We start from the raw sequence: 14,762 nt of genomic DNA, 5'->3' as shown, positions 1-14,762 counted from the left end.
GGCATTTGGTTGCTAATATATGCGCAGATTACAGGAGATTTGGCATATCATGCCCCAAACGCCCCGATTGGACGCTACCGACCGCCGGATCATCCGCGCGTTGCAGCGCAATGGCCGGATGACCAACCTCGATCTGGCGGAGGAGGTCGGCCTCTCGCCCTCGCCCTGCCTGCGCCGCTTGCGGGCGCTGGAGAAGAACGGCGCGATCCGGGGCTACAGCGTGGAGGCCGATGCCAAGGCCTACGGCCTGCCGGTGACGGTCATGGTGCGGGTGACGCTGGACGGGCACGACGAGGGCACGGTGCAGCGTTTCGAAAGCCAAATCCGCGCGATCCCGGAGGTGCTGGAATGTTTCGTAATGAGCGGGCTGTCGGACTACCTGCTGCGCGTCGTGGTGGGCGATCTCGAGGACTATGAGCGTTTCGTGCGCGCACGGCTGCATCCCATCGGCGGCATCGGGTCAATCGACACCAGTTTTGTCTACGGCGTGGTCAAACGCTCCCAAGTCTATCCCGACATCGGCGATTGAGGCGTAGGGAGACATTTAACCGGTTTACAATTCTGCCCCCCTTGGGAAATGTTCGCCCGAAGCCCCGAGGAGCCCCCATGACATTCGCCGCCACCCCCGCCCTGCAAACCGTCGTCGACCATGCGCTTGCGCATAAGACCGACTGGCCCCGCTCGATGTACCATCCTGACGGCACCTATGTCGGCAACCGCGAGTGGAACGAGAGCGGCCCCTGGACCGAGATCGTCGGCCCCGTCAAACCGCGCGGTGGCCCCGCCGGGGTGATCCTGCATCGCGGCCAACGCGTGGCCGATTGGGGCGATACGACGCGCGCCGACATGACCTTCTCCATCGCGAAAAGCTACCTGTCGGTGCTGGCCGGGCTTGCGGTGAAGGACGGGCTAATCGCCGACCTCGACGCATCTGTGGGCGACAGCGTGCCGGGGCCGCATTTCGCAGGCGATCACAACGGGCGCATCACTTGGCGGCATATGCTCCAGATGAACAGCGAATGGCGCGGCGAGATTTTCGGCAAGGACGATCAGGTCGACCACTACCGCCAGATTGGGCCGGGCGCGGACAACAGCAGCAAGGGTCAATTGCGGCAGGTCGGTGCGCCGGGCAGCCACTATGAGTACAACGACGTGCGGGTGAACGCGCTGGCCTATGCGCTGATGATGCGCTTCCGCCGGCCCCTGCCCGAGGTGCTGCGCGCGCGGGTCATGGACCCGATCGGGGCCTCCGCTGACTGGCGGTGGGAGGGCTATTCGACCTCATGGGTCGAGCTGGATGGCACCCGAATGCAATCGGTCACCGGCGGCGGGCACTGGGGTGGGGGCCTCTTCATCTCTGCCGAGGATCACGCGAAATTCGGCCATTTCATCTGCCAGAACGGGGTGTGGAACGGCGAACAAATTCTGCCCGAGGACTGGATGCAGCGGTCCCTGACGCCCACGCCGACACTCGACAAATACGGCTTTCTGTGGTGGCTGAACCGCGGGGCCGAGGCCGATCCGAAACTGCCCGAGAGCGCCTTCAGCGCGCAGGGCGCGGGCGGCCATACGATCTGGATCGCGCCCGAGCAGGGCATTGTCGCGGTGATGCGCTGGCTCGCCCCGACCGCCACGCCGCAATTCCTCCGCCGGCTCTTCGCCGCGCTGGCCGATAGCTGACACGAAAGGAAACACCATGCATATCAAGACCTTTGGCGTCGAAATGTGGATGAACGAATTCGAGAACCACTGCCGCTACAACCTCGCCGAGACCTGCGTGGACTCGATCACCTTGGGCGAGTTGATCGACATGGCGGGTGTCGACAATTCCGTGCTGGGCGAATTGCGCGGCATGCGCATGGGCTATGGCGCGATCGAGGGCTCGGACCGGCTGCGCGACGCGGTGGCGGGGCTCTACGAGAACCAGTTCCGCGAGAACGTGCTGACAACCCACGGCACCATCGGGGCCAATGCGCTGGTGCATCAGACGCTGGTCAGCCGCGGCGATCATGTCATCGCCATCGTGCCGACCTACCAGCAGCATTACTCGATCCCCGAGAGCATCGGTGCCGAGGTCGAGCTGCTGCACCTGCGCGCTGAGAACGGCTTTCTGCCTGACCTCGACGAGCTGCGCGCGATGATGCGGCCCGACACGCAAATGATTGCCACCAACAACCCCAACAACCCGACCGGGGCGCTGATGGATCGGGCGATGCTCTCGGAGATCGCCGAGATCGCACGGGGCAGCGGCGCATGGGTGCTCTGCGATGAGGTCTACCGCGGCACCGATCAGGCCGGGAGCGGCTATACCGCCTCGATCTGCGATCTCTACGAGCGTGGCATCAGCACGGCGGGCATGTCCAAGGCCTATTCGCTGGCCGGGCTGCGCTTGGGGTGGGTCGCGGGGCCGAAGGCCCTGCTCGAAGACATCATGATCCACCGCGATTACAACACGATTTCCGTCGGGCGGATTGACGAGTATTTCGCGGCCCTTGCCCTCGAAAACCGCGCCCAGATTCTCGACCGCGCGCATCGGATCACGCGTGAGAACCTCGCAATCCTGTCGGATTGGGTCGAGGCTGAGCCGCTGATCTCATGGGTGAAGCCGCAAGCGGGCACCACGGCGCTGCTGGAATACGACCTGCCGCTGCCGAGCCGTGATTTCTGCACGCAATTGCTGGAGGAAGAGGGCGTTCTTTTCACCCCCGGCAGCGTCATGGACATGGAGGGCTGGCTGCGCATCGGTTTCGCCAATTCGACGGCGGACTTGCGCGACGGGTTGGCGCGTGTTTCGGCTTTCCTCGCGCGTCACGACGCAGCACAGCCAAGCTAGATGGCGCCCGTCATGCCGTCAGCCTCAGACCTGATCGCCAAAAGCGCCGCCCGTTCCTGCGTGGTTCATCGCAAAATCGCGGGCGCGGTTTACCGCACGCCGGTGATCGCCTCCCGCTTGCCAATGGCAGAGGGTTCGCGGCTGTTCTACAAGACCGAGAACTTCCAGCATACCGGGTCATTCAAGCTGCGCGGCGCCAGTGCAAAGCTGACAACGGTGCCGCTCGACCGGCCTGTCATCACCGCATCTTCCGGCAACCACGGCATCGCCTGTTCGCTTGCGGCCCAGACCACGGGGCATGAGTTGATCGTGGTACTGCCCGAAACCGTCGTCGCCAAGAAACGCGAAATCATCGAAAGCTACGGCACGAGGGTCGTGATCCATGGGGCCGATGCCTCGCTTTCAGAGCTGCATGCGCAGAGTTTGGCCGAGGCAGAGGGCTATACCTATATCTCACCCTACAACGATGCCGAGGTAATCGCGGGGCAGGGCACCGCCGCGCTGGAACTGCTCGACCAGATCGAAGGCATCGACAATGTCTTCGTCTCGATGGGCGGCGGTGGGCTGATCTCGGGCATGGGATCGGTGATCAAGGAATTCTCCCCGCGGACCCGCGTGATCGGTGTGAGTGCCGCGAATAGCTGCGCGCTGGCCGCGTCGATCAGAGCAGGCAAGATCGTCGAAACGGAACATCTCGACACGCTGGCCGATGGCGTGGCGGGCGGGGTCGATGCGGACTCGATGACCCTGCCGCTCGCAAGCGCGGTGATCGACGAGATCGTCCATTGCGACGAGGGTCAGATCGCCGAAGCGTTAAAAGTGTTAGCTTGGGAAGAGAACATGCTGGTCGAAGGGGCCGCCGCTTTGGCGCTGGCGGCCTATCTGGCAGGGCCGCAGAACTACGCGGGCCAGACCTCTGTCGTTTTGCTATGCGGTGGCAATTATGAGGTCGAGCAGTTGCGCGGAATCATCTGACGGCTGCCCGGCCATTTCCCCTCAGCGCATGTCGAACCGCAGGTCGACCCAACGGCCATCAGGAATGTCACGAGGCGCACCGCCGGCCCAGCCGTCCTGCCAGATCACCTCGCGGGTGCGGATATCGAGCGCGCCCGCATCATAGCTGCACGCGACATGAACCAGCCGATTGCCATTCGCATCCTGCGGCGCTTCGATCTGCCAGCCGCGGCTGGCGAGCGGCGGCACATTCGACAATCGGTAATGGCCGAGCCCGATCCGTTCGAACCCTGCACCCAAAGGCACCGCAGGCTCTTCACTGCCATCGCGGAACAGGCGCACGATCGGGCTGGCTTCCTTGATGAACCCATTGGCATCCACGGTCGTATTCGCCCCGGACCACAGGGGCTGCCACGCGCCCCATGTCCCCGTCGCCCGGACACGAAAGGCCAGACCCGGCGTGTCGATCCCCAAGGCGAACTGCCACAGATAGGCGCTCTGCCCGCCCAAGGTGCTATTGCCGCAGAGCAGGCCGAAGACCCCATTCAGCGCCGGGAAAGGGTTGGCCCCGGAAGGCGCCTGCGCATGAGCGCCGCCATAGCTTGAAAAACTGCCCGAAAGATCATGCGCGTCGAGGTCCGTCACCAGCGGCCCCGCGTCAGCGCCGATGCCGAAATCCCCGACCCGCAGCAGCCGACCCACGGTCGCATCACCTACGTCCTGCGTCAGCGCCGCGCCTGAAGCGATGCCGCTGGCCGCGTCAAAGGCCAGTGCGGTGGTCCAACTGCTGCCATCGGCGCTGACCTTGATGGCGAAATCATCTCGCCCCGCCGTGCCCATCTCGGCACGGCCAGACCAATCGGTTTGGAACAGCAGGCTCGCGGTATCGGCGGCGCTGGCCTTGTTGAGCTTCAGCTGATGCCCCGCCCCTTCGTGGGTAAACAGGCTCGCGGGGGAGGAGACCGACAATCGATTGCCACTGTCGTAATCCGTATTAACCCCCAGCCCGGAGAGGTTCGCCAGATCGGGGGGCGAGACCTTGGCCCAAGCCCCAGCCCCCCAACGGTGCAGAATCCCGGTCGATTTATCCAAAGCGACCCAGCCGTCTTGCGGGGCGGTGAACTGCCAGGTCTCTCCGACCCAGGCGGCCAGTTCACCGGGATGACCTGCCCAAGCCTCTGTCGGTGCATCACCAAGCGCATGAACCTCCCCCGCCTGCGGCAGGGCGGGCGGCGTGTTGGCCTCAAAGCCTTCGACCGCAAGCTGCACCAGAAGATCGAGCCGTTGCAGCGCTTCGTTATGGGTCACATGTTTTTGCGCCTGTGCGGGCATCAAATAGGGCAGGGATAGGCGCTCAGAGGTGTCGGGCATCGGGGCTCTCCGCATTATGGGTTGCCTGAGACTGTGAGAAGGAAGTCTTGCCAGCCTGACAACCCACCGTTCGGGATACGCGCAACAAGCGGCGGTTCTGCCCCATGGCACGGCGCGGGCGGAAGGTTCACGATGCGGCTTTCACTTTCGCCCAACCGCCCTAACTCCCTGTCAGGCGGTGCCTTTTCAAAACGAGAGCCGCAGTTTAACATCACGCCACGCCGCGCAAGAAAGGCCCACGCTTATGTCCAAGACCAAGATCGCCGTTGTCGGTATCGGCTACGTCGGGCTTTCGAATGCGGTGCTGCTGGCGCAGCACAATGAGGTAACAGCGGTCGATTTGAACGCAGAACGGGTGGCGCAAGTGAATGCCCGCCGCGCGCCAATCGTCGATCCGGAGATCGAGCAATATCTCGCGGAAAAGCCCCTCACCCTCCGGGCCACGACCGATGCCGAGGCGGCATATCGCGAGGCCGATTACGTGCTCATCGCTACGCCGACCAACTATGACCCACGCACCAATGTCTTCGACACCTCCAGTGTTGAGGCGGTGGTGCGGGATGTCTTGGCGGTCACGAAAACGGCCACCATCGTTATCAAATCCACCGTCCCGGTGGGCTATACCGCGGGCCTCTCCGCCGAGTTGAACAGCGACCAAGTCATCTTCAGCCCGGAATTCCTGCGCGAGGGCCGCGCGCTCTACGACAACCTCCACCCCTCGCGCATCGTCGTCGGCGAAGACAGCCCGCGCGCCCGGCGCTTCGCGCAACTGCTGGCCGAGGGGGCAATCGACGACGACATTCCCATGCTCTTTACAGGCCCATCCGAGGCGGAGGCGGTCAAACTCTTCGCCAATACCTTCCTCGCCATGCGGGTGGCCTATTTCAACGAATTGGACAGCTACGCGCTGACTAATGGGTTGGACACGCGGCAGATCATCGACGGTGTCTGCCTCGACCCGCGCATCGGTGGGCATTACAACAACCCGTCGTTTGGTTATGGGGGCTATTGTTTGCCCAAGGATTCCAAACAGTTACTGGCCAATTACTCTGACGTGCCGCAAAACCTGATCAACGCCGTGGTCGAGGCGAACCGCACCCGCAAGGATTTCGTCTCGGAGCAGATTCTGGCGCTTAGCCCTCAGCGGGTGGGCATCTACCGGTTGGTGATGAAGGCTGGGTCGGACAACTTCCGGCAAAGCTCGGTCCAAGGGATCATGAAGCGGCTCAAGGCCAAGGGCATCGAGGTGATCGTTTATGAGCCGGTGCTGCAAGAGGAACGCTTCTTCGGCTCCGAAGTCTCCCGCGATCTGGAAGCGTTCAAGACGCGCGCGGATGTGATCGTGGCCAACCGCAATCACCCCGATCTGGCGGATGTCCCCGACAAGGTCTTCACCCGCGATCTTTTCGGCGCGGATTGACGCACCAACGGCACCCCAAACTCTCGAAGGCAAAATGCGCAATACGATCGACAGCAAGAACTGGTGGACCCTGCCCACGGGGCCACGAAATACCATCTGCGATGTCGCGGGGGTTCGTGTGGGCAGCCAAGACCTACGCGGGGAGGGGCTTTGCTCCGGGGTGACGGCGGTTCTGCCGCATGAAGGTGATCTCTTTCGCAATCCGGTGCCTGCGGGCGTCGCCGTGTTGAACGGTTTCGGCAAAAGCGCGGGCCTGATGCAACTGGCCGAACTGGGTCAGATCGAGACGCCGATCCTGCTGACCAACACCTTTGGTGTCGGCCCCTGTAGCACGGCGCTGATCCGGCGGGCGATTGCAGAAAATCCGGAGATCGGGCGGGGCCTTTGCACGGTCAACCCGCTGGTTTTGGAATGCAACGACGGCACGGTGAACGACATTCAGGCGCTGGCGGTGACCGAGGATCACGCGCAGGCGGCGATGGCGGCTTGCGGGCCAGCGTTTGCGCAGGGCACGGTCGGGGCCGGCAGCGGGATGAAGACCTTCGGCTATGCTGGTGGTCTCGGCTCCGCTTCGCGGCGGGTCACCCTGCCGGGCGGCGCGGGGTTCGACATTGGCGCGCTGGTCTTGTCGAACTTCGGCCAGCAAAGCGCGCTGCGGGTCTTTGGCCAACAGCTGCCGCCGCCGGGGCCGGGGGATGACCCCGACAAGGGCTCGATCATCATCATTCTGGCGACCGACGCGCCGATGGGGTCGCGGCAGTTGACCCGCATGGCCCGGCGCAGCGCCGCAGCCTTGGGCCGGTTGGGCAGCCATATTGGCCATCAAAGCGGCGACATCGCGCTGGCCTTTTCGACCGCCAACCGCATCACCCGTGGCGGGGCTGATACGCAGAGCGTCGAGCGGCTGAACGAAGACCGGATGGATGCCTTCTTCAACGCCGCGGTCGAAACGGTTGAGGAGGCGATCCTCAACGCGCTTTGGCATGGCGTCCCGCACCGGGGCTATGATGGCAGCCTTTTGCCCGCCTTCCGCGACCAGATGGCCGAGGTCTACCGCGATTAAGCCGCGCTCACCGGGTCCATGGGGGCGAGGTCGAGCCCCCCGACCTGCGCCAGATGGGCCAGCAGCGCGTCGATCCCCTCGCCGGACTTCAACGCACAGAAGACCGTCGGCAGGTCCGGGCGCATCCGCGCGCTGTCGCGCTGCATGACCTCGAGCGAGGCGCCGACATAGGGGGCGAGGTCGGTCTTGTTGATGACCAGAATGTCGGATTTGGTGATCGCCGGGCCGCCCTTTCGGGGGATCTCCTCCCCCGCCGCCACATCGATCACATAGAGCGTCACATCCGCCAGTTCAGGGCTGAAGGTGGCCGACAGGTTGTCGCCGCCGCTTTCGATCAAGACCACTTCCACATCCGGGTGCCGCGAAACCATCTCCGCCACGGCGGCAAGGTTGATCGAGGCATCCTCGCGAATTGCCGTATGCGGGCAGCCGCCGGTCTCGACCCCGATGATACGATCTTGCGGCAGCACCTGCATGCGCATCAGCGCCTCGGCATCCTCTTGGGTGTAGATGTCATTGGTGATCACGCCGATCGACAGCCGATCACGCAGCGCGCGGCTGAGCGCGGCGGTCAGAGTGGTCTTGCCCGCGCCCACCGGGCCGCCGATGCCGACGCGCAAAGGGCCGTTGTTGCGTTTCATGTGCGGAAAATCCTTGAATATTGGGTTTCGTGTTTCATCGCGGCGATGTCGCAGAGAAAGGCGGTGGAGGAGAGATCGTCGAGCGTGCCTTCCTCTGCCGCTGCGGCGACCTCAAGACAGAGCGGCGCGAGGTCGCGAATGACGATCTGCCCCTCGGTCTGCCCCAAGGGGATAAGGCGCATGCCCGCGGTGGCGAGGTTGGCGGTGAAGGCGTGCAAGAACATCTCAAGCGTTTGGCGCAGCGGCAGCCCTAGCAGCCGTGCGGCGCGTCCGACGGAGACGGGATAGCAAAGTGGCGGCATGTCGTGCTGCCAGATCGCGGCGCTGGCGCGGGCAAAGGCTTCGCCCTGTAGCACGGTCTCTTTCAACCGCTCGGCAGAGGCGGCAAAGGCGCGGGCCTGCGCGTCGATCTCCGACGGGTCATCCACGCGATAAGCCGCCGCAAGAAACAGCGCATCCGCCTGTCCCGCCCCATGCCGCAACACGCCGCCCAGCCAGTCGGCCAAGCTGTCTTGCCCCGTTACATCCCCGTTCTGCACCGCCCATTCCAGCCCATGGCTATAGGCGAAGGCCCCCACCGGGTAGGAGGGCGACAGCATCTGCACCAAGGTCAAAAGGGCGTCGGCCTGTAGGGTGTCAGCCATGCGCATGATCATGCGGGTGGTCGTGATCGTGAACGGCGTGGTGAACATGGCCGTGGTCATGCCCATGGGTGCGCCCATGGCCATAGGCACCGCCTTCGGGGCGGAAAGGGCCGGTGATCTCTCGCGTGGTGGCACCGATCTGGCCGAGCATCTTGGCGATCACATGGTCGCGCTGAATGACCAGCCGGTCGGCGTCGATCTGGCAGGGGGTATGGCGATTGCCGATGTGCCACGCGATGCGGGGCAGGTCGGGGCCGGTCACCTCCAGCAGAGCTTCGTCGGCGGCCACAACTTCGATGAGACGCCCGTCGGCCAGCACGAAGGCATCGCCGTGGTCGAGCGAGGTGGTCTGCGCCAGATCGACCAGGAACGCCAGCCCGTCCGCCGTGGTCAGCACCTTGCGGCGTAGAAAGCGCCCGTCATAGGTCAGCTCGACCCGGTCACTGGCATCGGACCACGCTCCGGCGCGGCGCATCTCTTGGCAAAGGATTGGGGTCATCTCGGTCTCTTCAAAACAGGAAATAGCGCTGCGCCATCGGCAGCACGGAGGCAGGTTCACAGGTCAGCAATTCACCATCCGCGCGGACCTCATAGGTTTCGGGGTTCACCTCGACCTCGGGCAGCGCGTCGTTCAACTTCAGGTCGCGCTTGCCGATCTCGCGGGTGTTGCGCACCGCAAGCGTCTGTTTGGCAAGGCCGAGGCTGCCGCCCACCCCCGCGGCCTCTGCCGCTTCGCTGACAAAGACCACGGCGGAATTCTCCACCGCCCGGCCATAGGCGCCGAACATGGGCCGCGAATAGACCGGCTGCGGCGTGGGGATGGAAGCGTTCGGGTCGCCCATCTGCGCGCAAACGATGCTGCCGCCAAGCAGGACCATCTCGGGCTTCACGCCGAAAAAGGCGGGGTTCCAGAGCACCAGATCGGCGCGCTTGCCCTCTTCGATGCTGCCGATATGGGTCGAGATGCCATGAGCGATGGCGGGGTTAATGGTGTATTTCGCGATGTAGCGGCGCACACGGAAATTGTCGTTGTCGCCCGTGTCTTCGGGCAGCCGCCCGCGCTGCTTTTTCATCTTGTCGGCAGTCTGCCATGTGCGGATCAAGACCTCTCCGACCCGGCCCATGGCCTGACTGTCAGAGGCGATGATCGAGAACGCCCCCATGTCATGCAGAATGTCTTCGGCGGCGATGGTCTCTCGCCGGATGCGGCTTTCGGCAAAGGCCACATCCTCGGGGATCGATTTGTCGAGGTGGTGACAGACCATGAGCATATCCAGATGCTCTTCCAACGTGTTGACCGTGAAGGGCCGCGTGGGGTTGGTCGAGGAGGGCAGCACATGCTCTTCGCCGCAAATCTTGATGATATCCGGCGCATGACCCCCGCCCGCGCCTTCGGTGTGGAAGGCATGGATCGTGCGGCCCTTCATGGCTTTCACGGTATGTTCGACAAAGCCGCTTTCGTTCAGCGTGTCGGTGTGGATCATCACCTGCACGTCCATCGCATCGGCCACGCCAAGGCAGCAGTCGATGGCCGCCGGGGTGGTGCCCCAATCCTCATGCAGTTTCAGCGCGCAGGCGCCTGCGTTAATCTGCTCTTCCAGTGCGGCGGGTTGCGAGGCATTGCCTTTCCCCGCGAAGGCAAGGTTCATCGGAAAGGCATCGGCGGCCTGCATCATGCGCCCGATATGCCAGCCGCCCGGCGTGCAGGTGGTGGCCAATGTGCCATGCGCAGGGCCAGTGCCGCCGCCGAGCATGGTGGTCAGCCCCGAATGCAGCGCGTCTTCGATCTGTTGCGGGCAGATGAAATGGATATGGCTATCAAAGCCCCCGGCGGTGAGGATGCGCCCCTCGCCCGCAATCACCTCGGTCCCCGGCCCGATGATGATATTGACCCCCGGCTGCGTATCGGGGTTGCCTGCCTTGCCGATCTTGGCGATGCGCCCGTCTTTCAGCCCGACATCGGCCTTGTAGATGCCGGCATGATCGACGATCAGCGCATTGGTGATGACCGTGTCCACGGCGCCGCCCGCGCGGGTGACCTGCGACTGGCCCATGCCGTCGCGGATCACCTTGCCGCCGCCGAATTTGACCTCTTCGCCGTAGGCCCGGCCCTCGCCGGTGGTCAGGTCACGCTCGACTTCGATAATAAGGTCCGTATCGGCCAGCCGCACCCGGTCGCCCACCGTGGGGCCGAACATGGCGGCATAGTCACCGCGTTTGATCTGTGCAGGCATCAGAGGTCTCCCATCACCGCGCTGTTAAAGCCAAAGACCCGCCGCGCCCCGCTGATCGGGATGAGCGAGACCTCGCGCCGTTGGCCCGGCTCAAAACGCACCGCAGTCCCCGCCGCGATGTCGAGGCGCAGGCCCCGCGCGGCGGCGCGGTCGAACTCAAGCGCGGGGTTGCTCTCGGCAAAATGGTAGTGGCTGCCGACCTGCACCGGGCGGTCGCCGGTATTGGCGACCATCAGCGTGATCGCCGTGCTGTCGGCATTGAGGGTCAACAGGCCCTCCGCCGGAATGATCTCTCCCGGGATCATGCTTTGGCGGTCTTCAGACGCCGCAGGACGAGGATCCCCCCCGACAGCGCAAAGGCCGAGGCGGCGATCAGGTAGACGGCGAGCGATCCATCACCCTCTCCGCCGTGGCTGTGGGGGAGCGGCGCGCTATGGGCGAAGGCCGCCATGGCGAGCGACATAAGCGGCAGGGCAAGAAGGGGGGCAAAACGCGGCATGGGATATCCTATCTGATGGGGTTGTGCACGGTGACCAATTTGGTCCCGTCGGGAAAAGTGGCTTCGACCTGCACCTCGGGGATCATCTCGGCCACCCCCTCCATACAGTCGTCGCGGGTGATGACATGGGCACCGGCCTGCATCATATCGGCCACGCTGCGGCCATCCCGCGCGCCTTCGACCACGGTGTCGGTAATGAGGGCGATGGCCTCCGGGTGGTTCAGCTTGACCCCCCGCGCAAGGCGCTTGCGGGCGACCTCGGCAGCCGTGGAGATCAGCAGTTTGTCTTTTTCTCGCGGAGTCAGTTGCACGTCAGGTCATCCATGATCGGGGAAGGGTGTCACCGCTCAACGTGCCCAAAATCGGGACGAGCGATTGGCGAAGGTCGAAACTATCTGCGGCGAGGATCCGGGCAACCAGCAGGTCAGGGCCGATCAGGCTGGCCCCGGCGCTGTCGGGCAATTGGGCGCGGAGCCGGGGCAGCCGCGCTTCGGCATCGGGGGCCACATAGATCAGCGTGGCAAGGGCGCCCGCGCCCGCCGCGATATGAGGGGCCGCCAGATGGGCGGTGACATCGCCGCTGAGTGTCATCGCGTCGTGAAAAAGCGGCTGGCCCGCGCGGTTGATCTCGATCCGGTCGCGGAAATACGCATGACGCAGGGTTTCGCCCATAGCGGCGCGGCCAAAGACCAGCGGCTCCACCAGCAGGAGAGAGGCGTCTTGCGCCAGGTCGACCGTCAGATGCCGCCGCAGGGCGCATCCGTCGTAGAGAATGGTCTCTTGGGGCAGCCAATGCAGCGTCGCGCCGGAGTCGACGGTGAGGGTGTTGCGCAGCGCCGCCACTTGCCCCGGTTGCGCGCGATAGGCGCGTTCGGCGGCCTGCGTGGTGAGGCTGAGCGCCGCTTGCGCTTCGGCACGGGCGGTCAGGGAAAAACTATCGCCGCCCGTGATGCCGCCTGCGGAATTGATGACGATTGCCTGCAACAGCGCGGGGTCGGGGCGGGGGAAGAGCAGCTTCATCGCGCCCGACTGGCGCAATTCGCCGATTGTCGAACCGCCCCGCGCAGCCTTGGCCGAGACCATCGCAGCACCAATAGCGCGCGGCTGCACCGGGGTCGCTTGGGGGCTGTTTATGCTGCTGTCGATGAGAATGAGGAACGCTCCGCCCAGTAAAGTCTGATGATTTTTTAATCACCATAGAGACGGGGGAGAGTCATCGCCGAGGCGGTTCGGAGCCGCATACACGGCGGATTTGCCTGAAAAATGGGCAGCAATTCGCAGTGCTGTCCGAAACTTGGGCACTCCGCGCTTGGGGCGGCGGCCCCGGGGAGGGAGGGCCGCCGCTGTCGTCAAATCCCGATCACGGGCGCAGCATGACCTTGCCACCACGGCCCGTGGTGAGCGCGGCTTTCATCGCCTCGGTCACCTCGGCCAGCGGGTAGATGCCGCCGGTGTCGAGGGGCAGTTGGCCCTTCGCGGCCAGTTGCACCAATTCGCCAATCAGGCGGCCCCGCGTCTCAGCCGCCATCTCGCCGCTGACGCGCGAGCCCCAGAAACCTTTGACGGTGATGTGTTTCATGATCAATTCACCCGAAGACATGGAGAGCGGCTGGCCCGTCGCCGTGCCGAAGACGATCAATTCACCGTCCTTGCCCAGCAGTTCGACCAGCTGGCCGCCCAACTCGCCACCGACGGAATCGATGGCCGAGACCGCGCCCTCTTTGCCGATCAACTCACGCGCTTTGCTTTGCCAATCCGCATCTTCGGTGGAGAGGACATGTTCCGCGCCGGTGTCGCGCATCTCTTCGGCGGCGCCTTCGCGGCGGACGAGGTTCAGCAGGTTGACACCGCGCGCCTTGGCCAGCCCGACCATGATTTTGCCGACCGCGCCATTGGCGGCGGTTTGGATCAGCCAATCGCCTTCGCCGACCTTGAGGGTCTCCAACAAAGACAGGGCGCTGAAGGGCATGGCAATCAACTGCGCGCCCGCTTCGTCCGAGATTGCCTCGGGCAGGGGCAGCAGGCCCGCGGCAGGGGCGGTGAAATACTCGGCCCATGCGCCGTGGAACCCGGCAGCCGTGACGCGTTTGCCGATCAGCGCCTCATCAACACCTTCGCCCACGGCTTCGACAATGCCAAGCGCTTCGGAGCCGCCGATGGCGCCGGGCAGGTCGGGCTTGTAGCCATAGTTGCCGCGCACGGTCCAAAGGTCGTGGTTGTGGATGGGCGAGAGCACCATGCGCAGCAGCGCTTCGCCTGCGGCGGGCGCGGGCTTGTTAGTTTCGCGGGTGGTCAGAACCTCGGCGGGCTCGCCGAATGTGTCGTGGATGGCAGCGAACATGCTGTTTCCTTTCAGGTTGGGAATTGGCCCCCGGTGGGGGAGAGTTGGGCAGAGGTTTCAGCGCGCGCCATGCGCAGGGGCGCATCGCTGCGCGCCAGTTTGGCCAGCACCGCAGCGCCGAGCCATTTCGCATAGAGCATGCGGGCTGTGGTCTCAGGGTCTTCGAGCACACGAACGGTCCCATCCTCTGCGGCTTGACGCAGCAATTGGGCAATCCGGGCGACCAAAGCATCGACACCCTGATCCAGCGTTTCGCGCATCGTCTCCGACAGGTCGGCGACTTCGGATCCGAGTTTCACCACCAAACAAGCGCTGGCGATCCCCGGGGCGCTGGATTGGCTGAGCCATGCATCCCAGAAACTGTCGAGCTTGTCGCCCGCCGTTCCCGGAGCCGCGATCAGCGCATCGACGCGGTCGAGATAGGCCTCGACGTAATCGGCCAGCATCGCGGTGCCAAAAGCCTCTTTCGACGCGAAGTAATAGTAGAAAGAGCCCTTGGGCACGCCGCTTTCGCTCAGAATGCGCGACAGGCCAACGCCAGAGAACCCGTGCCGCAGCACGAGGCTGCGCCCTATGTCCAAGATACGTTGCCGCGTCTGATCTGATTTCTTTGCCTCTGTCATACCCGGGCATCTAAGAAATAATAGACCGGTCGTCTAGTGTGCTCGCGCGAATGTGAGGCGGGCAAGTTGAACGACGCGCCAAACCAGAAAATAGCGAAAAAACCTATTCTTGCGCGATCATATATATTAGATTCCACAC

Annotated in this window: 17 protein-coding genes; 6 read left to right on the top strand and 11 right to left on the bottom strand. The window is 64.1% G+C overall.

Annotated features, from left to right (window positions below):
* Positions 1 to 49: 49 nt before the first annotated feature.
* The 4 genes from ACGYK9_RS14640 (at position 50) to ACGYK9_RS14625 (ending at position 3,808) form a co-directional block, all read left to right on the top strand.
* Positions 50 to 529 carry an Lrp/AsnC family transcriptional regulator gene (locus ACGYK9_RS14640; protein WP_394411825.1) on the top strand — a complete coding sequence of 160 codons (480 nt, stop codon included), beginning with the start codon at positions 50 to 52 and terminating at the stop codon, positions 527 to 529.
* A 77-nt stretch (positions 530 to 606) separates the two neighbouring features.
* A complete protein-coding gene (locus ACGYK9_RS14635; RefSeq protein WP_394411828.1) occupies positions 607 to 1,680 on the top strand; it encodes a serine hydrolase domain-containing protein in 1,074 nt (357 codons plus the stop codon).
* 16 nt (positions 1,681 to 1,696) lie between these two features.
* Entirely contained in the window at positions 1,697 to 2,833 is a 1,137-nt protein-coding gene (locus ACGYK9_RS14630) for an aminotransferase (RefSeq protein WP_394411831.1), read from the top strand.
* A 12-nt stretch (positions 2,834 to 2,845) separates the two neighbouring features.
* The gene (locus tag ACGYK9_RS14625) at positions 2,846 to 3,808 is read left to right on the top strand and encodes a pyridoxal-phosphate dependent enzyme (protein ID WP_394411834.1); all 963 of its coding nucleotides are present in this window, start codon (positions 2,846 to 2,848) and stop codon (positions 3,806 to 3,808) included.
* 21 nt (positions 3,809 to 3,829) lie between these two features.
* Here the strand turns inward: ACGYK9_RS14625 and ACGYK9_RS14620 are convergent, their stop codons facing one another.
* Positions 3,830 to 5,158, bottom strand: a complete 1,329-nt coding sequence (locus ACGYK9_RS14620) for a DUF2793 domain-containing protein (RefSeq protein ID WP_394411837.1) — start codon at positions 5,156 to 5,158, stop codon at positions 3,830 to 3,832.
* A gap of 244 nt (positions 5,159 to 5,402) precedes the next feature.
* Between ACGYK9_RS14620 and ACGYK9_RS14615 the strand changes: the two genes are divergently transcribed.
* Together ACGYK9_RS14615 and ACGYK9_RS14610 are read left to right on the top strand one after the other, a co-directional pair.
* Entirely contained in the window at positions 5,403 to 6,578 is a 1,176-nt protein-coding gene (locus ACGYK9_RS14615; protein WP_394411840.1) for a nucleotide sugar dehydrogenase, read from the top strand.
* A 34-nt stretch (positions 6,579 to 6,612) separates the two neighbouring features.
* Positions 6,613 to 7,641 (top strand): P1 family peptidase, encoded by a 1,029-nt coding sequence (locus ACGYK9_RS14610; RefSeq protein WP_394411843.1) that lies wholly within the window; start codon positions 6,613 to 6,615, stop codon positions 7,639 to 7,641.
* On the opposite strand, the gene ureG is transcribed toward ACGYK9_RS14610, so the two are convergent.
* The 10 genes from ureG to ACGYK9_RS14560 all read right to left on the bottom strand — a co-directional run bounded on the left by ureG (position 7,638) and on the right by ACGYK9_RS14560 (position 14,623).
* On the bottom strand, positions 7,638 to 8,282 hold the full coding sequence (ureG, locus tag ACGYK9_RS14605; RefSeq protein WP_394411846.1) for an urease accessory protein UreG: 645 nt from the start codon (positions 8,280 to 8,282) through the stop codon (positions 7,638 to 7,640). The two genes, ACGYK9_RS14610 and ureG, sit on opposite strands and share 4 nt — an antisense overlap.
* Complete coding sequence (locus ACGYK9_RS14600) at positions 8,279 to 8,926, bottom strand: urease accessory protein UreF (RefSeq protein WP_394411879.1); 648 nt, start codon at positions 8,924 to 8,926, stop codon at positions 8,279 to 8,281. Before ACGYK9_RS14600 ends, ureG begins: the two co-directional genes overlap by 4 nt.
* On the bottom strand, positions 8,919 to 9,425 hold the full coding sequence (gene ureE / locus ACGYK9_RS14595) for an urease accessory protein UreE (RefSeq protein WP_394411849.1): 507 nt from the start codon (positions 9,423 to 9,425) through the stop codon (positions 8,919 to 8,921). The genes ACGYK9_RS14600 and ureE overlap by 8 nt, the downstream gene beginning before the upstream one ends.
* 10 nt (positions 9,426 to 9,435) lie before the next feature.
* Positions 9,436 to 11,160, bottom strand: a complete 1,725-nt coding sequence (gene ureC / locus ACGYK9_RS14590) for an urease subunit alpha (RefSeq protein ID WP_394411852.1) — start codon at positions 11,158 to 11,160, stop codon at positions 9,436 to 9,438.
* On the bottom strand, positions 11,160 to 11,465 hold the full coding sequence (locus tag ACGYK9_RS14585) for an urease subunit beta (RefSeq protein WP_394411855.1): 306 nt from the start codon (positions 11,463 to 11,465) through the stop codon (positions 11,160 to 11,162). Before ACGYK9_RS14585 ends, ureC begins: the two co-directional genes overlap by 1 nt.
* Positions 11,462 to 11,659: a hypothetical protein gene (locus tag ACGYK9_RS14580; RefSeq protein WP_394411858.1), complete on the bottom strand. Its 198-nt coding sequence runs from the start codon at positions 11,657 to 11,659 to the stop codon at positions 11,462 to 11,464. Before ACGYK9_RS14580 ends, ACGYK9_RS14585 begins: the two co-directional genes overlap by 4 nt.
* Before the next feature lie 8 nt (positions 11,660 to 11,667).
* A complete protein-coding gene (locus ACGYK9_RS14575) occupies positions 11,668 to 11,970 on the bottom strand; it encodes an urease subunit gamma (RefSeq protein ID WP_394411861.1) in 303 nt (100 codons plus the stop codon).
* A gap of 1 nt (position 11,971) precedes the next feature.
* Entirely contained in the window at positions 11,972 to 12,769 is a 798-nt protein-coding gene (locus ACGYK9_RS14570; protein WP_394411864.1) for an urease accessory protein UreD, read from the bottom strand.
* A gap of 250 nt (positions 12,770 to 13,019) precedes the next feature.
* Complete coding sequence (locus ACGYK9_RS14565; protein WP_394422575.1) at positions 13,020 to 14,000, bottom strand: zinc-binding dehydrogenase; 981 nt, start codon at positions 13,998 to 14,000, stop codon at positions 13,020 to 13,022.
* 11 nt (positions 14,001 to 14,011) lie between these two features.
* A complete protein-coding gene (locus ACGYK9_RS14560; RefSeq protein WP_394411409.1) occupies positions 14,012 to 14,623 on the bottom strand; it encodes a TetR/AcrR family transcriptional regulator in 612 nt (203 codons plus the stop codon).
* Positions 14,624 to 14,762: the final 139 nt, after the last annotated feature.

Origin of the sequence: Sulfitobacter sp. 1A15258, from assembly GCF_043557045.1 — a bacterium.
Lineage (GTDB): Bacteria > Pseudomonadota > Alphaproteobacteria > Rhodobacterales > Rhodobacteraceae > Sulfitobacter > Sulfitobacter faviae.
This window is presented reverse-complemented; position numbering and strand designations above follow the sequence as displayed.

Coding starts and splice junctions, on each gene's coding strand:
- ACGYK9_RS14640 (WP_394411825.1), top strand. CDS start 50: ATGCCCCAAACGCCCCGATTGGACGCTACCGACCGCCGGATCATCCGC.
- ACGYK9_RS14635 (WP_394411828.1), top strand. CDS start 607: ATGACATTCGCCGCCACCCCCGCCCTGCAAACCGTCGTCGACCATGCG.
- ACGYK9_RS14630 (WP_394411831.1), top strand. CDS start 1,697: ATGCATATCAAGACCTTTGGCGTCGAAATGTGGATGAACGAATTCGAG.
- ACGYK9_RS14625 (WP_394411834.1), top strand. CDS start 2,846: ATGCCGTCAGCCTCAGACCTGATCGCCAAAAGCGCCGCCCGTTCCTGC.
- ACGYK9_RS14620 (WP_394411837.1), bottom strand. CDS start 5,158: ATGCCCGACACCTCTGAGCGCCTATCCCTGCCCTATTTGATGCCCGCA.
- ACGYK9_RS14615 (WP_394411840.1), top strand. CDS start 5,403: ATGTCCAAGACCAAGATCGCCGTTGTCGGTATCGGCTACGTCGGGCTT.
- ACGYK9_RS14610 (WP_394411843.1), top strand. CDS start 6,613: ATGCGCAATACGATCGACAGCAAGAACTGGTGGACCCTGCCCACGGGG.
- ureG (WP_394411846.1), bottom strand. CDS start 8,282: ATGAAACGCAACAACGGCCCTTTGCGCGTCGGCATCGGCGGCCCGGTG.
- ACGYK9_RS14600 (WP_394411879.1), bottom strand. CDS start 8,926: ATGGCTGACACCCTACAGGCCGACGCCCTTTTGACCTTGGTGCAGATG.
- ureE (WP_394411849.1), bottom strand. CDS start 9,425: ATGACCCCAATCCTTTGCCAAGAGATGCGCCGCGCCGGAGCGTGGTCC.
- ureC (WP_394411852.1), bottom strand. CDS start 11,160: ATGCCTGCACAGATCAAACGCGGTGACTATGCCGCCATGTTCGGCCCC.
- ACGYK9_RS14585 (WP_394411855.1), bottom strand. CDS start 11,465: ATGATCCCGGGAGAGATCATTCCGGCGGAGGGCCTGTTGACCCTCAAT.
- ACGYK9_RS14580 (WP_394411858.1), bottom strand. CDS start 11,659: ATGCCGCGTTTTGCCCCCCTTCTTGCCCTGCCGCTTATGTCGCTCGCC.
- ACGYK9_RS14565 (WP_394422575.1), bottom strand. CDS start 14,000: ATGTTCGCTGCCATCCACGACACATTCGGCGAGCCCGCCGAGGTTCTG.
- ACGYK9_RS14560 (WP_394411409.1), bottom strand. CDS start 14,623: ATGACAGAGGCAAAGAAATCAGATCAGACGCGGCAACGTATCTTGGAC.